The sequence below is a fragment of the Streptomyces sp. NPDC014894 genome (assembly GCF_043080985.1).
Classification (GTDB): domain Bacteria; phylum Actinomycetota; class Actinomycetes; order Streptomycetales; family Streptomycetaceae; genus Streptomyces.
In genome coordinates, this window is the sequence record NZ_JBIBWD010000001.1 from 111,595 (window position 1) to 133,307 (window position 21,713).

Here is a 21,713-nt window from a genome sequence, read left to right on the forward strand (position 1 = left end):
GGCGGACCCGCACTCCGAGAACCCGCGCCCGGCGGACCCGCGCCCCCTTCCCCCGTACCCCCGCTCCCCGGAAAGCGAGCCGCGCGTGACCGAATGGCAGGAGTTCCACGGCGGTGTGAACACCGTCCGCCGCTACGGAGACCTCGTCCACCGCCCCGCGTCCCCGGCCGCCCCGGCGATCCACCGGCTGCTGCGGCACCTCCACGACCAGGGCTTCCACGGCGCGCCGCAGCCGCGCGGACTCGACCCCGACGGCACCGAGCGGCTCACCTTCCTCGACGGCGAGGTCCCCGGATCCCTCACCCCCGAGCTGCGCACCACCGCCCTCCTCACCTCGGCCGCGGTGCTCCTGCGGGGCCTCCACGACGCGAGCGCCGCCTTCCGGCCGCGCCCCGACGACGCCTGGCTCTTCCCCGTCCGCGGTCCGGCCGAGGTGATGTGCCACGGCGACGCCGCCCCGTACAACTGCGTGGTGAGGAACGGCACGGCGGTCGCCTTCATCGACTTCGACGCGGCCCACCCCGGCCCCCGCGTCTGGGACCTCGCCCACGCCGTCTACCGCTTCGCCCCGCTCCACGCCCCCGGCAACCCCGAGAGCTTCGGCGCCCCGCGCGACCAGGGCCGCCGCGCCGCCGCCTTCTGCCGCGCGTACGGCACGGACGCCGGCCCCGACGTCATCGACGCCGTCCCCGACCGGATCCAGTCCCTCATCGACCTCATGCGCACCCGCGCCGCCCACGGCGACGCGGCCTTCCAACGCCATATCGCCGAGGGCCACACCGACCTCTACGAGGCCGACATCCACTACATCCGCGCCCACCGCGCCACCCTGCGCGCCGCCTTCGACCCGTCATGACCCGAGCCGCGATCCCCTGATGACCCGCGCCCGCGTCACCCCACACCGGCGGGACGTCCCCACATGCGAACTGCCCGACCAGCGTCAGCTGATCGGGCAGTCTTTCAGGCACCTTGACCAGGCTGGGTCGCCAAGCTCGTCCGAGATCCGCGTCGGGCCGAGTGCCGACGCTCTCATGCCCAGGTGGGCCGGACGCGGCCCACGGAAGCGGTCAGACCTGGATGACGGTCGCCCGTCCGCGGCAGAGCGCCGACAGGTCGTCGGGATCGGAGGTCAGGATGGTGGTCGGCCCGGGTGCGGCGAGGGCCGTGGCGCTGAGCATGGCGTCGATGGCGTACTTGTGCCCGTGAAGGCCGGCGTCCGCGAGGAGGGCCGCCGCGTGGCGGGCGATGGCCTCGGTGACCGGTTCCACCACGATGCGGGAGAGGGTCCACTCCAGGGCGGGGCGGTTGATCCGGGGGTGGACGACCTCCACCAGGGTGGCCGCGGAAGTGATCACGCGGAGGTCGTCGGTCCTGGCCAGGGCCAGCCAGGTCGTGACCGTCCGGTCACGGAGGACCGCCTTGGCCAGTCCTTCGCTGTCGAGCACGAGCGTGCCGCCGGGGGCGGCGGGGGAGCGGGTCACGCGGCGTTCGCTCCGCCCCGCTGCTGGTTTCGTGCGTGGTGGAGCTGGTCACGCACCGCCTGGATCTCCTCATCGCTGATGGGCCCGTGCTCGGCTTCGGCGACCTGGATGATCTCGTTGAGGTTGTCGCGCTCGATCTGCCGGGCGACAGCGGCGGCCACATAGGCGGAAAGTCCGGAGGGGCCGCTGCGGGCCTTGGCGGCCTCGGCGATATCGCGCGGCATGGTGATCGAATACTTACTGGTAGGTTCGCCCATGCCACCTATCCTACCTCTGATGCTCCAACCTTGTGGGCGCGGTATTTGTCGGGGCGGTGGTCCGTCTTCCGCAAGGGTGATGTCCCGCGGACGGAGACGACGCTGATGCCTGGGAACGCCATGAAGAGGCCAGGGCGTGCCGCACCGGCCCTCTGTCGCTGTGGCGTTACACCCAGAGCCGCCTTGTCGTGGCCGAGAAGGGCCTGACCGAGTGCCCGTGGCTGCGCCCATGGGTCGAAAGGTGGATACGCGGCGCATGTCGTACTGGTCGAGCAGTAGCGGCAACCAGGGCAACTCCTGGCAGAAGAGGGCGCGATGGGGGCGACTGATCTCCTCCGTGAAGCCGAGGACTGGGCCGCGCCGGCCTCCGCCCTCCTCGTGGCCCGGGAACCGAAAGGCTCTGCTGGTGCGGCTTGCTGGCTGACCGACGCTTCGTGACGCCTGTGGCCGCAGAGAGGCAAACGGCCTTCAGGCAAAGGGCATTGGTGTCGCGAGAGGCGGAAATCGCAGGTCACGGCGTAGCGGGGAAGGGGCCCTCGCCGACCTGCATCCCGCGGGTATCCCGCAGAATCCGAGATGGATCTCTTCGCGGGTGGCGGACTCGTTCACTCCGCCTCGGAATTCGATGAAACCGCTGGTCAGCAGCCTGATGGCAGCCCCTTGCACGCGGTCAAGTGAGCCGTTGCTGTTCCGCCACGCACAAAAAAGGCTCTGACCGGCATTTCTGCTGGTCAGAGCCTTAATCCGAAGTGCCCCCGGCAGGATTCGAACCTGCGCACACGGCTCCGGAGGCCGTTGCTCTATCCCCTGAGCTACGGGGGCGCACTGTCACCGCCGGGCTGCTGCCCTGCTCGGTGACGGGTAGAACACTACCAGCTCCCGCAGGGTGTCCGTGAACAGGTATTTCGAGGCCGGGGCCGTCGTCGGGGGCGGCGGCGCGGGGGGCGTGCGGGGGCGCTCGCAGGGGGTGGAAGTGGGCAAAACCCGGACGCGGCCGAGGCGAGGGACCTACTCTCGAGTTGTGTCAGGCGCGCTCGGCCGGGTGCTCGTTGTCGATGACAACCGAGTCATCCGGCAATTGATCAGGGTCAACCTTGAGCTGGAGGGCTTCGAGGTCGTGACCGCGGCTGACGGTGTCGAGTGCCTGGAGGTCGTCGGACAGGTGCGCCCCGATGTGATCACCCTGGACGTGGTGATGCCCCGGCTCGACGGGATACGCACCGCCGCCCGGCTGCGGTCCGATCCGGACACGTGCCATCTGCCGGTGGCGATCATCAGCGCCTGTACGCAGCACGAGGTCGAGAGCGGCCTCGCCGCCGGGGTCGACGCCTTCCTGGGCAAGCCCTTCGAACCGGCCGCGCTGGTCCGTCTGGTGGCGCAGCTGATGAGCCGGGAGGGCCCGCCGTCGCTGGACGGCAGACACGGTGCGGGACGCGCGGGGAGCACCCGCGGCTGACCGTATGGCGAAACGGGTTCGCGAAGCGCCCCCCCTCCTCGCCTACGCTTGTCCCGTGACGCCCGCAGAGCTCTCCCGTACCGTGCTGCACGCCGTGTGCCGTGCGGTGGAGGACGGTGTGCTTCCGGCGCCCGCTCCCGAGAGCGTCTCGGTCGAGCGGCCCGGCCCCGGGGGCTGCGGGGACTACGCCACCAATGTCGCCCTCCGGCTCGCCGGAGCGGCCGGGCGGCCGCCCCGGGCGGTCGCGGAGACGCTGAAGGAGCGGATCGGACGGAATCCGGCCATCGCCGCCGTCGAGATCACCGGACCCGGCTTCCTCAACATCACCCTGGCGGAGGGCGCGCAGCGGGCCCTGATCCGTACGGTGCTGGAGCAGGGACCGGGATACGGGCAGCCGGCCGCGGCCCACCGGACCCACGAATCCCACCGGGCAGCCGAAGTCAGACCCGAAGCCGGACCGGACGCCGCAGCCGGACCGGAAGCCGTGGCCGGACCCGAAGTCGGACCCGAAGTCGGACCCGCAGCCGCGGCCCGACGCGCACCCGAAGCCGGACCCGGCGCCGACAGCGCCGAAGAACCCCGCGCCCGCCTCTGGAACCTCACCGTCGACCGCCTGCGGCGCACCCAGACCGCCGCCGCCCGGACCGCCGCGCACGCCGACGCCCGGGCCGCCGCCCCGGCCGACCCCCAGGCCGATCCCCACGCCGACGCCCGCCCCGCCCCCGCCCCCCCGTACGACCCCGCCCTCGGAGCCGACGCCGTCCGCTGGGCGATGCTCTCCGTCGCGGCCCACGACCGCCCGCGGATCGGGCCGGAGCTGCTGCGCCAGCACGAGAGCAATCCTCTCTTCACGGTCCGGTACGCCCACTCCCGCACCCGCGCCCTCACCCGGGGCGCGCGGCTGCTCGGCTTCGCCGCCGAGCCCGGGGAGTACGTCGACACCCCGCTGACCGGCCTGATCGCGGACTACCCCGGCGTTCTCGCCTCCGCGGCCCGCCTCCGCGCGCCCGACCGGCTCGCCCGGCACCTGGAATCCACCGCCGACGCCGTGCTCGGCCTCCAGCACACCGTGCTGCCCATCGGCGACGAGAAACCCACGGCCGCCCACCGCTCCCGGCTGGCGATCGCCGAAGCCGCCGGGACGGTGCTGGCCGGCGGCCTGTCCCTGCTCGGCGTCAGCGCACCCGAACATCTGTGAGAGAGACACCATGAGCCGTTCCGCCCACCCCGCCGGGCCCCGCTACGCCGACGTCCTCCAGGAGGGCCACTACTCGGCGCCGCCCGCCGACCTCAACCGCCTCGACGGCAAGGTCTGGGCGCGGACCGTGACCCGGAACGAGGCCGGGGTCGCCACCGTCGGCGGTCTGGAAGTCACCCGGCTGGCCGAGGAGTTCGGCACCCCCGCCTACTTCCTGGACGAGGCCGACTTCCGGTCCCGCTGCCGCTCCTGGGCCGAGGCCTTCGGCGCCGAGGCCGACGTCTTCTACGCCGGAAAGGCGTTCCTCAGCCGGGCCGTGGTCCGCTGGCTCCACGAGGAGGGGCTCAATCTCGACGTCTGCTCCGGCGGCGAGCTGACCACCGCCCTCGACGCCGGGATGCCGCCCGAGAACATCGCCTACCACGGCAACAACAAGTCCGCCGGGGAGATCGAGCGCGCGATCCGGGCCGGTGTCGGCCGGATCGTGCTCGACTCCTTCCTGGAGATCGCCCGCGTCGCCCACATCGCCCAGAGCCTCGGCCGCCGCCAGCGCGTCCTGCTGCGCGTCACCGTCGGCGTGGAGGCCCACACCCACGAGTTCATCGCCACCGCGCACGAGGACCAGAAGTTCGGCATCCCGCTCGCCGGCGGGCAGGCCGCCGAGGCCGCGCGCCGCATCCTCGGCCTCGACGCGCTGGAACTCGTCGGCGTCCACTCGCACATCGGCTCCCAGATCTTCGACACCTCCGGCTTTGAAGTCGCCGCCCACCGCGTCATAGGGCTGCTGAAGGAGATCCGCGACGAGCACGGCGTCGAACTGCCCGAGATCGACCTCGGCGGCGGCCTCGGCATCGCGTACACCCCCGACGACGACCCGCGTGAGGCGCATCACATCGCCAAGGCGCTCAATGAGATCGTCACCCGGGAGTGCTCCGCCGCGGGGCTGCGCACGCCGCGCATCTCCGTCGAGCCCGGCCGCGCCATCGTCGGCCCCAGCGCCTTCACGCTCTACGAGGTCGGCACGATCAAGCCCCTGGACGGGCTGCGCACCTACGTCAGCGTCGACGGCGGCATGTCCGACAACATCCGCACCGCGCTGTACGACGCCGTGTACAGCGTCGCCCTGGTCTCCCGGGTCTCCGACGCCGAGCCCATGCTCTCCCGGGTCGTCGGCAAGCACTGCGAGAGCGGCGACATCGTGGTCAAGGACGCCTTCCTCCCCGCCGACCTCGCGCCCGGCGACCTGATCGCCGTGCCCGCGACCGGCGCGTACTGCCGCTCCATGGCCAGCAACTACAACCACGCGCTGAGGCCGCCCGTCGTGGCCGTGGCGGACGGGTCGGCGCGAGTGATCGTCCGACGCGAGACGGAGGAAGATCTCCTGCGTCTGGACGTCGGTTAAGTGAGATAGATGTCTCGCATGCCGGACGGGGGACAGAAACTCTCGTCCGGTAGGTGAGACTGGTCCCATCCTGGAAGTCATGAGAAGCGAGGTCGGATGATGCGTACGCGTCCGCTGAAGGTGGCGCTGCTGGGCTGTGGAGTGGTCGGCTCAGAGGTGGCGCGCATCATGACGACGCACGCCGACGACCTCGCCGCCCGCATCGGCGCGCCCGTGGAGCTGGCGGGAGTGGCCGTACGGCGGCCCTCCAAGGTCCGCGAGGGGATCGATCCGGCGCTCATCACCACCGACGCCACCGCGCTCGTCAAACGCGGCGACATCGACGTCGTCATCGAGGTCATCGGCGGCATCGAGCCCGCCCGCACCCTCATCACCACCGCCTTCGAGCACGGCGCGTCCGTGGTCTCCGCCAACAAGGCGCTGCTCGCCGAGGACGGCACGACCCTCTACGCCGCCGCCGAGCAGCACGGCCGCGACCTCTACTTCGAGGCCGCCGTCGCCGGGGCGATCCCGCTGATCAGGCCGCTGCGGGAGTCCCTCGCCGGCGACAAGGTCAACCGGGTCCTCGGCATCGTCAACGGCACCACGAACTTCATCCTCGACCGGATGGACAACTCCGGCGCCGGCTACTCCGAGGCGCTGGACGAGGCGACCGCGCTCGGCTACGCGGAGGCCGACCCCACCGCCGACGTCGAGGGCTTCGACGCCGCCGCCAAGGCCGCCATCCTGGCCGGGATCGCCTTCCACACCCGGGTCCGCCTCGACGACGTCCACCGCGAGGGCCTCACCGAGGTCACCGCCGCCGACATGGCCTCCGCCCGCCGCATGGGCTGCACCGTCAAGCTGCTCGCGATCTGCGAGCGCGCCGCCGACGGCAAGTCCGTCACGGCCAGGGTGCACCCCGCGATGATCCCGCTCAGCCACCCGCTGGCCTCCGTCCGCGAGGCGTACAACGCCGTCTTCGTGGAGGCCGAGGCCGCCGGACAGCTGATGTTCTACGGCCCCGGCGCGGGCGGCTCGCCCACCGCGTCCGCGGTCCTCGGCGACCTCGTCGCCGTCTGCCGGAACAAGCTCGCCGGGTCCACCGGGCCGGGCGAGTCCGCGTACAGCCGGTTGCCCGTGAGCCCCATGGGCGACGTGGTCACGCGGTACCACATCAGTCTCGACGTGGCCGACAAGCCTGGCGTACTCGCCCAGGTCGCGACGGTCTTCGCCGAGCACGGCGTATCGATCGACACGGTGCGCCAGCAAGGTCGACCAGATGGCGACGGCGAGGCATCGCTCGTGGTCGTCACCCACCGCGCGCTCGACGCGGCCCTCTCCGGGACCGTCGAGGCGCTGCGCGAGCTCGACACCGTGCGCGGTGTCGCCAGCATCATGCGTGTTGAAGGGGAGTAAAGGACCCATGACCAGCCAGGGCACCCATCAGTGGCGCGGCATCATCGAGGAGTACCGGGACCGTCTGCCGGTCACGGAGACGACGCCCGTCGTCACCCTCGGCGAGGGCGGTACGCCCCTCGTCCCCGCTCAGGTCCTCTCCGAGCGCACGGGCTGTGAGGTGCATCTCAAGGTCGAGGGCGCCAACCCCACCGGGTCCTTCAAGGACCGCGGCATGACCATGGCGATCACCCGGGCCAAGGAGGAGGGCGCGCAGGCCGTCATCTGCGCCTCCACCGGCAACACCTCCGCCTCGGCCGCCGCCTACGCGGTGCGGGCCGGGATGGTCTGCGCGGTCCTGGTGCCGCAGGGCAAGATCGCGCTGGGCAAGATGGGCCAGGCGCTGGTCTACGGATCGAAGATTCTCCAGGTCGACGGCAATTTCGACGACTGTCTGAATCTGGCCAGAAGTCTGTCCGAGAACTATCCGGTCGCCCTGGTCAATTCGGTGAATCCCTACCGGATCGAAGGCCAGAAGACCGCCTCCTTCGAAATCGTCGACGCCCTCGGCGACGCCCCCGACATTCATGTGCTGCCGGTCGGCAACGCCGGCAATATCACGGCGTACTGGAGGGGGTACCGGGAGTACGCGGCCGACGGCCTCGCCACCCGCACCCCGCGGATGTGGGGCTTCCAGGCCTCCGGCTCCGCGCCGATCGTCCGCGGCGAGGTGGTCAAGGACCCCTCGACCATCGCGACCGCCATCCGGATCGGCAATCCGGCCTCCTGGCAGCAGGCGCTGGCCGCGCGGGACGAGTCGGGCGGCTTCATCGACGAGGTGACGGACCGTGAGATCCTGCGCGCCTACCGGCTGTTGGCCTCCCAGGAGGGCGTCTTCGTGGAGCCCGCCTCCGCCGCCTCCGTCGCCGGTCTGCTCAAGGCCGCCGAGGCGGGCAAGGTGGACCCGGGCCAGCGGATCGTCTGCACGGTCACCGGAAACGGCCTGAAGGACCCGGACTGGGCCGTCGCGGGCGCCCCGCAGCCGGTCACCGTCCCGGTGGACGCGGTCTCGGCGGCCGAGCGGCTGGGCCTGGCGTAACGGCCGTCCCGGGGCCGCGCCCCGGAGCGGGCCGGACCGGGGGTACGCCGCGTTCCGCGCGGAGTGCCCCCGCCCCCGCGTTCGGCCCCGCCCGCCGGGGCCGAGGGCCCCTACCCCGGTGAAAACCGCGCCAAGCGGGGCAACGGCGCACGTCGAGGCACAGGAGGCTCGCGACACGCATCGTGCGCCTCCTGTGCGCCCTATGTCGCCGCAGAACCTTCCTTCGATAGGCTGTACCCGAACCGCCCCGCCGCATATGCCGCGGCGCGGCCGCCGTGATGGCCCCCGGGTGTGCGTTCCCCTCGAAAACCCCCAGATCCCGCGTCCACAGAGCCGGAACCTCCCGCAGCCGGAACCCTCCGCAGTCGTCAACGTCTCGCCGTCGAACGCCGACCCGCAGAACATCAGCATCAGAACGTCTTCGTCAGAACGCCCAGCACCAGCGCAGCCAGTACCCACCAGTACCCACGGCATCAAGCGCAGTCAGAACCAAGGAGTGTCTTCGAGCGATGGCCGGTCCAGCGTTCCGCGCCGCCGCCGTCCGAGTGCGCGTGCCCGCCACCAGCGCCAATCTCGGCCCGGGCTTCGACGCCCTCGGGCTGTCGCTGGGGCTCTACGACGACGTCGTCGTCCGGGTCGCGGACTCCGGTCTGCACATCGACATCGCCGGTGAGGGCGCGTCCACGCTGCCCCGCGACGAGAACCACCTGCTCGTACGGTCCCTCCGTACCGCCTTCGACCTGCTCGGCGGGCAGCCGCGCGGGCTGGAGGTCGTCTGCGCCAACCGCATCCCGCACGGCCGGGGCCTCGGCTCGTCGTCGGCGGCCATCTGCGCCGGAATCGTCGCCGCCCGCGCGGTGACCATAGGGGGCGACGCCCGGCTGGACGACACGGCCCTGCTGGAGCTGGCCACCGAGATCGAGGGACACCCCGACAATGTCGCCGCCTGTCTGCTGGGCGGATTCACCCTCGCCTGGACCGATTCGGGAGCCGCGCGCGCCATCAGGATGGAGCCCGCCGAATCCGTCGTTCCAGTGGTTTTCGTACCCGAGAAGCCGGTGCTCACGGAGACGGCCCGCGGACTGCTGCCGCGTACCGTCCCCCATGTGGACGCCGCCGCGAACGCCGGTCGCGCCGCCTTGCTCGTCGAGGCTCTGACCAGGCGTCCCGAGCTGCTGCTGCCCGCCACGGAGGACCGGCTCCACCAGGAGTACCGCGCCCCGGCGATGCCGCAGAGCGTCGACCTTGTCCATCGACTGCGCGCCGACGGCGTCCCGGCGGTCATCTCCGGCGCGGGCCCCACCGTGCTCGCCCTGGCGGAGGAGAGCGCGGCCGACAAGGTCGCGCGGCTGGCCGGCGAGGGATGGGCGGCCAACCGGCTCGCCTTCGACACCCGCGGCGCGAGCGTACTGCCGCTCGCCCCGGCCGGTACCGCGCCGTACGGCGACGCGCCCGCCCGGTAGACGGAATATGCGCGGAGGGAGACATTCGCGCGGGGAGACGGATATGCGCGGGGAGAGAACGGCACGTATGCGCGAGAACCGGGCCGCACGTATGCGCGGTAACGGGGCGACCCGGTCGGACGCACTCCTTCCGGCGCCCGGCGCGACCCGGTGATACGTACCGATGCGCAGCGATGCGCGGTGATTCGCAGTGACACGAGATTGCCGGTGATGGAGAGGGGGAATGTTTGTTGGAGCCGGTAGTGTTAACCTCAAGTTGCAGCCCAAGCCTTTACGGCTCGGCGCTTCGTGTCCCGATTCGGGACCACCAATTCTTCCGGGAGCCTCCCCAACTGCCTGAGCAGCCTGCCTGAGCAGTTTCGAGCACGCTCCGGAACCGGCACGACACCTCCCGCTCCGCCACACAAGCGGGCCGAGCAGGGGGACCTCGGGCCGGACTTGCATGTATCTGACTCTCCGCCGCACCACATCCGGCGGGGACCACCGCCCCGACACGGTCCGTCACAGAGAGACCGCCGTCGGACAGCACAACCGGTCGCCGAGCCAGAAGGCCGACGTCCGCTCCAGGGAAGGACCCTTCGTGAGCGACACCACCGATCTGATGGGCGTGAGCGCCGACAACAGCGTCGACACCTCCGCGCCCGCCGCAGGTGCTGCCTCCGGCACCACCTCACGGCGCCGCCGTTCCGGCACCGGCCTCGACGGCATGGTCCTGGCCGAGCTGCAGCAGGTCGCGTCCGGCCTCGGCATCAGGGGCACCGCGCGGATGCGCAAGAGCCAGCTGATCGAGGTCATCAAGGAGGCGCAGGCCGGCGGCGGAGCCGCCGCCCCCGCCAAGGCCGCGACGGCGGGAGCCGCCGCCAAGACCGCCGAGGCCGAGACCAAGCCCAAGCGCCGCACCGCCGCCAAGGCGCGGACGAGCGAGCCGGCCGCCGCCGAGCCCGCCCCGGCCGCCGAGAAGGCCGCCGCCCAGCAGCAGATCGACATCCCCGGGCAGCCGGCCAGCGACGACCAGCCGGCCGGAGAGCGCCGCCGTCGCCGCGCCACCGCGCAGGCGGGCAGCCCCGAGGTCCAGGCCGAGGCCAGGACCGAGGCGTCCGTCGACGTCAAGGAGAAGGCCGAGGCCCAGCCGGACGCCAAGGCCGAGGCCGCCGTCTCCGCCTCCGCGCAGGACGGCGAGGGCCGCCGCGAGCGCGGTCAGCGCGGCGACCGCCGGGAGCGCCAGCGCGACCGCGGCGAGCGCGGCGACCGTGAGCGCGGGGGCGAGCGCGGTGAGCGTGAGCGCGGCGACCGCGACCGGGACCGCCGGGGCAAGGGCGACGACCAGCCGAGCGGTCAGCGTCAGCAGCAGGGCGGCCAGCGTCAGCAGCAGGGCGGCGGCAGCCAGCAGCAGCAGGACGACGACGACTTCGACGGCGGCCGCCGGGGCCGTCGCGGCCGCTACCGCGACCGCCGCGGCCGTCGTGGCCGTGACGAGTTCACCACCAGCGAGCCGCAGGTCTCCGAGGACGACGTTCTGATCCCCGTCGCGGGCATCCTGGACATCCTCGACAACTACGCGTTCATCCGCACCTCGGGCTACCTCCCGGGCCCCAACGACGTGTACGTCTCCCTCGCCCAGGTCCGCAAGAACGGCCTGCGCAAGGGCGACCACGTCACCGGCGCGGTCCGCCAGCCCAAGGACGGCGAGCGCCGCGAGAAGTTCAACGCGCTGGTGCGTCTGGACTCCGCGAACGGCATGGCAGCCGAATCGGGCCGCGGCCGCCCGGAGTTCAACAAGCTCACCCCGCTCTACCCGCAGGACCGGCTCCGGCTGGAGACCGACCCGGGCGTGCTGACCACGCGGATCATCGACCTCGTGTCGCCGATCGGCAAGGGCCAGCGCGGTCTGATCGTGGCCCCGCCGAAGACCGGCAAGACCATGATCCTCCAGGCGATCGCCAACGCGATCACGGTCAACAGCCCCGAGTGCCACCTGATGGTCGTCCTCGTCGACGAGCGTCCGGAAGAGGTCACCGACATGCAGCGGTCGGTGAAGGGCGAGGTCATCTCCTCGACCTTCGACCGCCCGGCCGAGGACCACACCACCGTCGCGGAACTGGCCATCGAGCGCGCCAAGCGCCTGGTGGAGCTGGGCCACGACGTGGTCGTCCTGCTGGACTCGATCACCCGTCTGGGCCGTGCGTACAACCTCGCGGCCCCCGCCTCCGGACGCATCCTGTCCGGTGGTGTCGACTCGACCGCGCTCTACCCGCCGAAGCGCTTCTTCGGCGCCGCGCGCAACATCGAGGACGGCGGCTCGCTGACCATCCTGGCCACCGCGCTGGTCGACACCGGCTCGCGCATGGACGAGGTGATCTTCGAGGAGTTCAAGGGCACCGGCAACATGGAGCTCAAGCTCGACCGGAAGCTCTCCGACAAGCGCATCTTCCCCGCGGTGGACGTCGACGCGTCCAGCACCCGCAAGGAGGAGATCCTGCTCGGCAGCGACGAGCTGGCCATCGTCTGGAAGCTGCGCCGGGTGCTGCACGCGCTCGACCAGCAGCAGGCGATCGAGCTGCTGCTCGACAAGATGAAGCAGACGAAGTCGAACGCCGAGTTCCTGCTGCAGATCCAGAAGACCACGCCTTCCGGATCCAACGACTGACGCTCTGTCATCACCGGCGCTTCGCCGGCTGAGCACAGGGCCGCGCAGCGGCACCGCCCCGTCACCTCTCAGGTGACGGGGCGGTCTCATTTCCCGCCGGGAGCGTCCCCCCGCTGGTCAGCGCGGTGGATGGGCACATACGATCGATCACCTCAGACGGGGGATCCAGGGGGAGTTCCCGGGGGGAATGCCGCGCGGCGCCGGGAGAGCCGGCCGCAGTCGGCCGACGATTCCCGGCCCGGGACCGCCCGTACACGCTGAACGCCCCGCCAACACCCTTTCCCGGTGGGGCACTCGCGCTCCGCCGGCACGACAGCCCGAGGTGGTTACCGAGTGCCCCAGCGCACCCGTGGTGGCCGGCGCGTACGCCGGATGAGTCATGACATACCCGCTGTCGCGATCGTGCTGGCCCTGGCAGGCACCGGTCTGCTGGCCACCGGAGCGCAGGCCGCGGACCGGACCGCCGAGCAGCCCCGGCCGGCCGCCGCGCCGGCGCCCGCGGACCAGCCGACCGAGCGGGAGCTGCACGACCGGCTCGCCGGCGCGCTGAGGGCGGCGGCGGACGGCCCGGGGACCCGGACGAGCCCCTCCCCGAAGCACTCCGCCAAGCCCTCCCCGAAGCCCTCGGCGAAGTCCTCCGCCGCGTCCTCCGCCAAGCCCTCGTCCGGCCCGAGCGCCCGCATCATCGGCGGCAAGCCCGCGGCGATCACCTCGGCCCCGTGGATGGCCCAGCTCTACTTCAAGGACAATCGCGGCAACGGCTACTTCTGCGGCGGCTCGGTCGTCGCCCCCACCAAGATCGTGACGGCCGCCCACTGCGTCGACGGCATCGACTTCAAGCGCACCGGCGTGATCGTCACCGGCGCCGACCGGGCGGCCACCGACACCGGCCGCAAGGACTCGGCGGGCAAGCCGATCATGAACGTGTACGGCGGAGAGGCCCGCGGCGCGGTCCGCCAGTGGCAGCACCCCAAGTACGACGACTACACGCTCGACAACGACGTCGCCGTCCTGACCCTCACCTCCCCGGTCAAGGCCAAGCCGCTCCAGATCATGAAGTCGGGCGACACCGGGCTCTACAAGGCCGGCACCGACGGCAAGGTGTACGGCTGGGGCCTCACCAGCACCCGCCCCGACGCCTCGGGCTCCGACCGGCTGAAGGTCGCCGACGCCGACGCCCAGTCCGACGCCAACTGCAAGAAGGCGTACGGCTGGGAGTTCATCGCGGGCACCATGTACTGCGCCGGCCGCGCGCCGACCGGCAAGGACAGCACCAGCGAGACCACCTGCAACGGCGACTCCGGCGGCCCGCTGGTGGCCGGCGGCAGGCTCGTCGGCGTCGTCTCCTGGGGCGACGCCAACTGCTCGGCCAAGGGCAAGTACGGCGTCTACGCCAAGGTCAGCGCCTTCCAGTCCGCCCTTCGGGCCCGGGTCCACGACACCAGCTGGAACGGCGACCAGTACGCCGATCTCCTCGCCCGCAGCGGCGACAAGCTCTACCCCTGGACCGCCAAGGGCAAGGCCCTCACCCGCGGCAAGGAACTGCCCGGCTTCGCCGGAGTCAATCTGCTGGTCCAGTCCGACCTGAACCGCGACGGACGCCAGGACCTGATCCGCCGTACGGCCGCCGGCGAGGCGTACTGGAGCCAGGGCAGCGCCGCGCCCCGGCCGCTCTCCACCGGCTGGCGCTCCCACAAGCAGATCCTCGCGCCCGGCGACCTCACCGGCGACGACCTTCCCGATGTGATGGTCGTCACCTCCGGCGGGAACGGCTACCTCTACCCGGGCAAGGGCGACGGCTCCCTCGCGCCCTCCGTGAAGGTCGGCGCGGGCTGGCGCGACTACACCATGGTCCGCGGCCACGGCGACTTCACCGGCGACGGCAAGGCCGATGTGCTCGGCCATGTCTTCGGCGGAAAGATGTACCTGCACAAGGGCACCGGCGACGCCCGGAAGCCGTTCGCGGCCCGTGTCCAGATCGGCACCCACAGTGGCCTCAACGCGCTGGCCACCACCGGCGACGTCAACGGCGACGGAAACCCGGACCTGCTCGCCCGTGACATGAAGGGCAAGCTCTGGCTCTACCCGGGCACCGGAAAGTCCTCGGGGATCCTGGGCAAGCGCGCCCAGTACGCCAGTGGCCTCGGCGGATACAACCTCTTCGGCTGACCGCCCGACCCCGGCCGGGGCCCGGCCCGTGCCCACCGCGCCCGAGCGCGCGGTGGGCGCCGGCGTTTTCTCAGCCCGTTCTCAGCCGCGCGTGCAACCCTTTCGCTCCCCGAGCGGTCTCCCCAGTGGCGGAGCAAGAATTGACAGGACGGACCTCCGCGCCCGTCCCGTCCGTCCCGTCCGTCCAAGGGAAGCGGAGAGCGCAGGAACCGAGGAGACCATGGGCGATCAGAGCAGCGGCCGAATAGGCGGCAGCCGCGGCAGACGGCGGAAACCTCCGTCCACCGGCCGCAGGGCCGGCCGGATCACCGGCTGGACCCTCGCCGGCCTGCTCCTCGTCGGCGGCTCCGGCGCCGGCTACGTCTATCTCCAGCTCAACGGCAATCTGGAGGGCGTCGACATCAACGCCCAGCTCGGCACCGACCGCCCCCGCGACGTCGACAACGGCTCCCTCGACATCCTCCTCCTCGGCTCCGACACCCGCTCCGGCGCCAATGCCCGCTACGGCGGCGACGAGGGCGGCGCCCGCGCCGACACCGCGATGATCGTCCACCTCTACGAGGGCCGCGAGAAGGCCTCCGTGGTCTCCGTGCCGCGCGACACCCTCATCACCCGGCCCCCGTGCGTCGACGGCGACGGCCGGACCGTCCCCGCCGAGACCCGCGCCATGTTCAACACCGCGTACGAGGTCGGCGGCCCCGCCTGCGCCGTGAAGACCGTCGAACGTATGTCCGGAATCCGGATGGACCACTACATCGAGGTGGATTTCACCGGCTTCAAGAAGGTCATCGACGAACTCGGCGGAGTGGAGATCACCACCGACAAGCCGATCAAGGACGAGAAGAGCCGGCTCGACCTCGCCCGGGGCACCCACACCCTCGACGGAGAGCAGTCCCTCGGCCTCGTACGGACCCGCAAGAGCGTGGGCGACGGCAGCGACCTCGGCCGGATCCAGCTCCAGCAGGCCTTCATGAAGGCCTTCATCGCCCAGGTCAAGGACGTCGGCGTCCTCACCAACCCCACCAAGCTCCTGGGCATCGCCGACACCGCCACCAAGGCGATCACCCCCGACTCCGAGCTGGACTCGGTGCCGGAGCTGATGAGCTTCGCCGAGGGCCTCACCAAGCTCGACCCCGCCGATGTGCGGATGGTGACCATGCCGGTGGAGTACGACCCGGTCAACCCCAATCGGGTGATCCCGCTCCGGGGCGCGGCCCAGCAGGTCTGGACCGCCATCGGACAGGACCGGCCCATCCCCGCCGAAGCGCTCGAGGACTCCGCGGGCGACAAGGGCGAGGCGGGCTCCCTCGTACGCGGCACCGACCCGCCCGGCACCCGCGAGGCGGCGGGCTGACGCCCGCGCCCCGGGCGCCCCGCGGCGCCCGGCCCCCGCCCGGGACGCTTCGGGCGGCCCGGGAATACCTGGCTCATCACCCCGGTTTTGGGAGATACGGCCAGTCCTGGCAGACTGGTACGTCGGCCCCGGTTCACGCGCGTGCAATCCGCCCGAGCGACCCGGAGCCCTCCCGAAACTAGGAGACACCTTGAAGCGCGACATCCACCCCGAGTACGTCGAGACCCAGGTGAGCTGCACCTGTGGCGCGTCGTTCACCACTCGCAGCACCATCGACTCCGGCGCCATCCGCGCCGAGGTCTGCTCCGAGTGCCACCCGTTCTACACGGGCAAGCAGAAGATCCTCGACACCGGTGGCCGCGTGGCCCGCTTCGAGGCCCGCTTCGGCAAGGCCGCCAAGAAGTAGCGAGCCAACCGCACCGGTCCTCGGCCGCCCACTGCACGGGCGGCCGGGACCGGTGTTTTTGTCGCCGGGGACCTCACAGCCGCCCCCTCCGCAGCCACCCACATCCGTCCCGCACACGGTGCACTTGTCGCCGGGGTCCGGGGCCGCGCGGCGCCAGCCGCTGACAGCCCGGGTAAGCACACCGCCGTCCCGCAGAAACCTCGCACGACACCAGGAGCACCGATGTTCGAGGCGGTCGAGGAACTGATCGGCGAGCACGCCGACCTTGAGAAGAAGCTCGCCGACCCTTCCGTCCACGCCGACCAGGCGAACGCGCGCAAGCTCAACAAGCGCTACGCGGAGCTGACCCCCATCGTGGGCGCCTACCGCTCCTGGAAGCAGACCGGCGAGGACATCGGGACCGCGCGTGAGTTCGCCGCCGCCGACCCGGACTTCGCCGCCGAGGTCAAGGAGCTGGAGAAGCAGCGCGAGGAGCTGACCGAGAAGCTGCGGCTCCTCCTCGTGCCGCGCGACCCCAGCGACGACAAGGACGTCATCCTCGAGGTCAAGGCCGGCGCGGGCGGCGACGAGTCCGCCCTCTTCGCCGGCGACCTGCTGCGGATGTATCTGCGCTACGCCGAGCGCGTCGGCTGGAAGACCGAGATCATCGACGCCACCGAGTCCGAGCTGGGCGGCTACAAGGACGTCCAGGTCGCCGTGAAGACCAAGGGCGGCCAGGGCGCCACCGAGCCGGGACAGGGCGTCTGGGCCCGGCTGAAGTACGAGGGCGGGGTGCACCGCGTCCAGCGCGTGCCCGCCACCGAGTCCCAGGGCCGTATCCACACCTCCGCCGCCGGCGTGCTCGTCACCCCCGAGGCCGAGGAGATCGACGTGGAGATCAACGCCAACGATCTCCGCATCGACGTCTACCGCTCCTCCGGACCCGGCGGCCAGTCCGTCAACACCACCGACTCCGCCGTGCGCATCACCCACCTGCCCACCGGCGTCGTCGCCTCCTGCCAGAACGAGAAGAGCCAGCTCCAGAACAAGGAGCAGGCCATGCGCATCCTGCGGTCCCGGCTGCTCGCCGCGGCCCAGGAAGAGGCCGAGAGCAAGGCCGCGGACGCGCGCCGCAGCCAGGTCCGCACCGTCGACCGGTCCGAGAAGATCCGCACGTACAACTTCCCGGAGAACCGCATTTCGGACCACCGCGTCGGCTTCAAGGCGTACAACTTGGACCAGGTGCTCGACGGCGACCTCGACGCCGTCATCCAGGCCTGCGTGGACGCGGACTCCGCCGCCAAGCTGGCCGCCGCGCAGTAACCGTCAGCACCGGGCAGTAGCCCCCCAGCTAGCTCCCGTACGAACCGGGTGGAGGACCAGTGAATCTGCTGCTTGCCGAGGTGGCCCAGGCCACCCAGCGGCTGGCCGACGCCGGCGTGCCGTCACCGCGTTTCGACGCGGAGGAACTGGCCGCGTTCGTCCACGGTGTGAAGCGGGGCGCGCTCCACACCGTCAAGGACGCCGACTTCGACGCCCGCTACTGGGAGGCCATCGCCCGCCGCGAGGCGCGCGAACCGCTCCAGCACATCACCGGACGCGCCTTCTTCCGCTATCTGGAACTCCAGGTCGGCCCCGGCGTCTTCGTGCCCCGCCCCGAGACCGAGTCGGTCGTCGGCTGGGCCATAGACGCCGTACGCGCCATGGACGTCGTCGAACCGCTCATCGTCGACCTCTGCACGGGATCGGGCGCCATCGCCCTCGCCATGGCCCAGGAGGTCCCGCGCTCCCGGGTGCACGCCGTCGAACTCTCCGACGACGCGCTCGGCTGGGCCCGCAAGAACGCCGACGGCTCCCGCGTCACCGTCCACCAGGGCGACGCGCTCACCGCCCTGCCCGAACTGGACGGCCAGGTCGACCTGGTGATCTCCAACCCGCCGTACATCCCGCTCACCGAGTGGGAGTACGTCGCCCCCGAGGCCCGCGACCACGACCCCGAGATGGCCCTCTTCTCCGGCGAGGACGGCCTCGACACCATCCGCGGCATCGAGCGCACCGCCCACCGGCTGCTGCGCCCCGGCGGACTCGTCGTCATCGAGCACGCCGACACCCAGGGCGGCCAGGTCCCCTGGATCTTCAGCGAGGAGTCCGGCTGGGCGGACGCGGCCGACCACCCCGATCTCAACAAGCGCCCGCGCTTCGCCACCGCCCGCAAGGCGATGCCGTGACGACGACCGTGTACGTGTACGAGGAGGCCCCCTGATGGCTCGGCGATACGACTGCAACGACGCGACCGACCGGGCGACCGGCCTGCGCGAGGCCGTGTCGGCGGTACGCCGCGGCGAGCTGGTCGTGCTGCCCACCGACACCGTCTACGGGGTCGGGGCGGACGCCTTCGGCTCCGAGGCCGTGGCCGATCTGCTCGCCGCCAAGGGCCGTGGCCGGGACATGCCCACCCCCGTCCTCATCGGCTCCCCGAACACCCTCCACGGACTCGTCACCGACTTCTCCGAACAGGCCTGGGAGCTGGTGGACGCCTTCTGGCCGGGCGCGCTCACCCTGGTCGCCCGGCACCAGCCGTCCCTCCAGTGGGACCTGGGCGACACCCGGGGGACCGTCGCGATCCGGATGCCCCTGCACCCCGTCGCGATCGAGCTGCTCACCGAGACCGGGCCGATGGCCGTCTCCTCCGCCAACCTCACCGGGCACCGCGCCCCCGAGGACTGCGACGCCGCGCAGGAGATGCTCGGCGACTCCGTCTCCGTCTACCTCGACGGCGGGCCGACCCCGGGCATCGTGCCCTCCTCGATCGTCGACGTCACCGGCCCGGTCCCGGTCCTGCTGCGAGCGGGCGCGCTCGACGCGGACGAGCTGCGCAAGGTCGTACCCGACCTCGAGGTGGCCCCTTGATCGTCCCCGAGGGGCGTGGCATAGGCACGGACGACTGCTTCCGGATCCTCCACGTCAGCACCGGCAACGTCTGCCGCTCGCCGATCACCGAGCGGCTGACCCGCCATGCCCTTCAGCACCGGCTCGGCGACCTGGTGACCAGCGGACTGGTCGTGGAGAGCGCCGGGACCTGGGGGCACGAGGGCGCTCCGATGGAGGCCAACGCGGAACTGGTCCTGGCGGACTTCGGCGCGGACGCGAGCGGGTTCGTGGGGCGCGAGCTGCTGGACGAGCATGTGATCCGGGCGGATCTGGTGCTGACGGCGACGCGTGATCACCGGGCTCAGGTGATCTCCATGGGGCATTCGGCGGGGCTGCGGACCTTCACGCTGAAGGAGTTCACCCGGCTCGTCCGCGCGATCGACCCGGCGACCCTGCCCGATCCCAGCGACGAGGGCGTCGTCGAGCGCGCCCGCGCCCTGGTCCGCGCCGCCGCAGCCCTTCGCGGCTGGCTTCTCGCCCCCAGCCCCGACGCGGACGAGGTCTACGACCCGTACGGCGCCCCCATCACCTTCTTCCGCTCCATCGGCGACGAGATCAACCAAGCCCTCGACCCCGTCCTCACCGCCCTCACCGGCACCCCGGCCACCACCTGCCACTGACCACGCCCGCACCGGTCCTCAGTCGCCGGACGGGCTGGGTTTTGCTGTGCCGCGGGTTCGTCCTCAATCGCCGGACGGGCTGGGTTTTGCTGGGGCGGGCTTTGTTGTCGGTGCGGGGCCGGCTGGGTTTCGCGTGCCCTTGTTGTGGGGCGGGTTGGTTTCGTGTTTTCAGCCTCGCCGGCGTTTGAGGCGCGGGGTTCGGGGCGGAGCCCCGCTGTAGGCCCGCGCTGGGTCTGTTCTTGTGCGCGTGCCTGGGCTGCGGGTCCGTCCTCAATCGCCGGACGGGCTGGGATTCGCTGGGTCGGGCCTTGTTGTCGGTGCGGGGCCGGCTGGGTTTCGCTGGGGCGAGCCCCGTCCTCGGTGCGGGACGGGCTGGGTTTCCGGTGGCCGGGCCTCGTTCTCGGTGCCGGGCGGGCTGGGATTCGCTGGGGCGAGCCCCGCCCTTGGTCCGGGGTCGTACACATGTTCGCGCCGGGCGGCGCGGGGATGCGATGGAGGTGCGGGCTTCGCGGGCGGAGGGGTGGGGGGCGGCCTACATTGGAGGGGCAGCGCCCTTCCGCGAGGCACGGAGCCCGCCATGCCCGTCAGCACCGCACCCCCTCTCACCCCCACCTACGCCGACCTCCCCGCCCTCCTCCGCCAGGACCCCGAGATCGCCGAGGTCCTCCTCGGCGAGTCCGCCCGCCAGAGCGACACCCTCCAGCTGATCGCCGCGGAGAACTTCACCTCCCCCGCGGTCCTCGCCGCCCTCGGCTCCCCCCTGGCCAACAAGTACGCCGAGGGCTACCCCGGCGCCCGCCACCACGGCGGCTGCGAGCTGGTCGACGCCGCCGAGCGCATCGCCCGTGAGAGGGCCACCGCGCTCTTCGGAGCGGACCACGCGAACGTCCAGCCGCACTCCGGCTCCTCCGCCGTCCTGGCGGCGTACGCGGCCCTTCTCAGGCCGGGTGACACGGTCCTCGCCCAGGGCCTCGCCCACGGCGGCCACCTCACCCACGGATCGCCCGCGAACTTCTCCGGCCGCTGGTTCGACTTCGTCGGCTACGGCCTCGACCCCCGTACCGGACTGATCGACTACGCCCAGGTCCGCGCCCTCGCCCGCGAGCACCGCCCCCGGGCGATCGTCTGTGGCTCGATCTCATACCCCCGCCACCCCGACTACGCCCTCTTCCGGGAGGTCGCGGACGAGGTCGGCGCGTATCTGATCGCGGACGCCGCCCACCCGATGGGACTGATCGCGGGCGGCGCGGCCCCCAGCCCCGTCCCGTACGCGGACGTGGTCTGCGCGACCACCCACAAGGTGCTGCGCGGACCGCGCGGCGGGCTGATCCTCTGCGGGGAGCGGCTCGCCGACCGCGTCGACCGGGCGGTCTTCCCCTTCACCCAGGGCGGCGCCCAGATGAACACCATCGCCGCCAAGGCGGTCGCCTTCGGCGAGGCGGCCGCCCCCGCCTTCGCCGCGTACGCCCATCAGGTCGTCGCGAACGCCCGGGTCCTCGCCGCCGCGCTCGACGCCGAGGGCTTCGCGGTGCTCACCGGCGGCACCGACACCCATCTGATCGTCGCGGACCCCTTCCCGCTCGGCCCGGACGCCAGGACCGCCCGGGGCCGGCTCGCGTCGGCCGGTCTGGTCCTGGACACCTGCGCGCTGCCCCAGGCGGGAGGCCGGGGCATCCGGCTGGGCACCGCCGCGCTCACCACCCAGGGCATGGGGGAGCGGGAGATGGCCGAAATCGCCGCCCTCTTCACCCGCGCGGTCCGCGAGCCGGACGGACCCTCACGGAGGGTACGTGCGGAAGTCCACGAGCTTGCCGGTAGATTTCCGCCCTATCAGGGGTAGCCGGAATCAGTGGAACCGTTCCGCGGCACCCGTT

18 protein-coding genes and 1 tRNA gene are annotated in these 21,713 nt (G+C 71.9%); 16 read left to right on the forward strand and 3 right to left on the reverse strand.

Features of this window, described 5'->3' with window-relative positions:
- Positions 1 to 85: 85 nt before the first annotated feature.
- Positions 86 to 856 carry a phosphotransferase gene (locus tag ACF089_RS00475; RefSeq protein WP_392019817.1) on the forward strand — a complete coding sequence of 257 codons (771 nt, stop codon included), beginning with the start codon at positions 86 to 88 and terminating at the stop codon, positions 854 to 856.
- 211 nt (positions 857 to 1,067) lie between these two features.
- Here the strand turns inward: ACF089_RS00475 and ACF089_RS00480 are convergent, their stop codons facing one another.
- From ACF089_RS00480 to ACF089_RS00490, 3 genes are all read right to left on the reverse strand, one after another.
- Positions 1,068 to 1,481 carry a PIN domain-containing protein gene (locus ACF089_RS00480; RefSeq protein WP_392019819.1) on the reverse strand — a complete coding sequence of 138 codons (414 nt, stop codon included), beginning with the start codon at positions 1,479 to 1,481 and terminating at the stop codon, positions 1,068 to 1,070.
- Entirely contained in the window at positions 1,478 to 1,738 is a 261-nt protein-coding gene (locus ACF089_RS00485) for a CopG family transcriptional regulator (protein WP_392019822.1), read from the reverse strand. Before ACF089_RS00485 ends, ACF089_RS00480 begins: the two co-directional genes overlap by 4 nt.
- Positions 1,739 to 2,488: 750 nt before the next feature.
- Positions 2,489 to 2,560, reverse strand: a tRNA-Arg gene (locus tag ACF089_RS00490).
- Positions 2,561 to 2,759: 199 nt separating this feature from the next.
- Here ACF089_RS00490 and ACF089_RS00495 point away from each other — a divergent pair.
- The 15 genes from ACF089_RS00495 to glyA all read left to right on the forward strand — a co-directional run bounded on the left by ACF089_RS00495 (position 2,760) and on the right by glyA (position 21,679).
- Positions 2,760 to 3,194: a response regulator gene (locus tag ACF089_RS00495; protein WP_392019825.1), complete on the forward strand. Its 435-nt coding sequence runs from the start codon at positions 2,760 to 2,762 to the stop codon at positions 3,192 to 3,194.
- Between the two features lie 55 nt (positions 3,195 to 3,249).
- Entirely contained in the window at positions 3,250 to 4,392 is a 1,143-nt protein-coding gene (gene nrtL / locus ACF089_RS00500) for an ArgS-related anticodon-binding protein NrtL (RefSeq protein WP_392019826.1), read from the forward strand.
- A gap of 10 nt (positions 4,393 to 4,402) precedes the next feature.
- Complete coding sequence (lysA, locus tag ACF089_RS00505; RefSeq protein ID WP_392019827.1) at positions 4,403 to 5,794, forward strand: diaminopimelate decarboxylase; 1,392 nt, start codon at positions 4,403 to 4,405, stop codon at positions 5,792 to 5,794.
- A 96-nt stretch (positions 5,795 to 5,890) separates the two neighbouring features.
- Positions 5,891 to 7,192 (forward strand): homoserine dehydrogenase, encoded by a 1,302-nt coding sequence (locus tag ACF089_RS00510; protein WP_392019830.1) that lies wholly within the window; start codon positions 5,891 to 5,893, stop codon positions 7,190 to 7,192.
- Positions 7,193 to 7,199: 7 nt separating this feature from the next.
- Positions 7,200 to 8,270, forward strand: coding sequence for a threonine synthase (gene thrC, locus ACF089_RS00515; RefSeq protein ID WP_392019832.1), 1,071 nt, complete (start codon positions 7,200 to 7,202; stop codon positions 8,268 to 8,270).
- Positions 8,271 to 8,779: 509 nt separating this feature from the next.
- On the forward strand, positions 8,780 to 9,733 hold the full coding sequence (gene thrB, locus ACF089_RS00520) for a homoserine kinase (protein ID WP_392019835.1): 954 nt from the start codon (positions 8,780 to 8,782) through the stop codon (positions 9,731 to 9,733).
- A gap of 580 nt (positions 9,734 to 10,313) precedes the next feature.
- Positions 10,314 to 12,380, forward strand: coding sequence for a transcription termination factor Rho (gene rho / locus ACF089_RS00525; protein WP_392019837.1), 2,067 nt, complete (start codon positions 10,314 to 10,316; stop codon positions 12,378 to 12,380).
- A 372-nt stretch (positions 12,381 to 12,752) separates the two neighbouring features.
- Complete coding sequence (locus ACF089_RS00530; RefSeq protein ID WP_392019840.1) at positions 12,753 to 14,549, forward strand: trypsin-like serine protease; 1,797 nt, start codon at positions 12,753 to 12,755, stop codon at positions 14,547 to 14,549.
- A gap of 220 nt (positions 14,550 to 14,769) precedes the next feature.
- Complete coding sequence (locus ACF089_RS00535) at positions 14,770 to 15,903, forward strand: LCP family protein (RefSeq protein WP_392019843.1); 1,134 nt, start codon at positions 14,770 to 14,772, stop codon at positions 15,901 to 15,903.
- A gap of 190 nt (positions 15,904 to 16,093) precedes the next feature.
- Positions 16,094 to 16,309, forward strand: a complete 216-nt coding sequence (gene rpmE, locus ACF089_RS00540; protein ID WP_392019846.1) for a 50S ribosomal protein L31 — start codon at positions 16,094 to 16,096, stop codon at positions 16,307 to 16,309.
- A 222-nt stretch (positions 16,310 to 16,531) separates the two neighbouring features.
- On the forward strand, positions 16,532 to 17,611 hold the full coding sequence (gene prfA, locus ACF089_RS00545; protein ID WP_392019848.1) for a peptide chain release factor 1: 1,080 nt from the start codon (positions 16,532 to 16,534) through the stop codon (positions 17,609 to 17,611).
- Positions 17,612 to 17,670: 59 nt separating this feature from the next.
- Complete coding sequence (gene prmC / locus ACF089_RS00550) at positions 17,671 to 18,516, forward strand: peptide chain release factor N(5)-glutamine methyltransferase (protein ID WP_392019850.1); 846 nt, start codon at positions 17,671 to 17,673, stop codon at positions 18,514 to 18,516.
- A gap of 34 nt (positions 18,517 to 18,550) precedes the next feature.
- Complete coding sequence (locus ACF089_RS00555; protein ID WP_392019853.1) at positions 18,551 to 19,198, forward strand: L-threonylcarbamoyladenylate synthase; 648 nt, start codon at positions 18,551 to 18,553, stop codon at positions 19,196 to 19,198.
- Positions 19,195 to 19,839 (forward strand): protein-tyrosine-phosphatase, encoded by a 645-nt coding sequence (locus tag ACF089_RS00560; protein WP_392019855.1) that lies wholly within the window; start codon positions 19,195 to 19,197, stop codon positions 19,837 to 19,839. The genes ACF089_RS00555 and ACF089_RS00560 overlap by 4 nt, the downstream gene beginning before the upstream one ends.
- A 577-nt stretch (positions 19,840 to 20,416) precedes the next feature.
- Positions 20,417 to 21,679, forward strand: a complete 1,263-nt coding sequence (gene glyA / locus ACF089_RS00565) for a serine hydroxymethyltransferase (protein WP_392019857.1) — start codon at positions 20,417 to 20,419, stop codon at positions 21,677 to 21,679.
- Positions 21,680 to 21,713 lie beyond the last annotated feature (34 nt).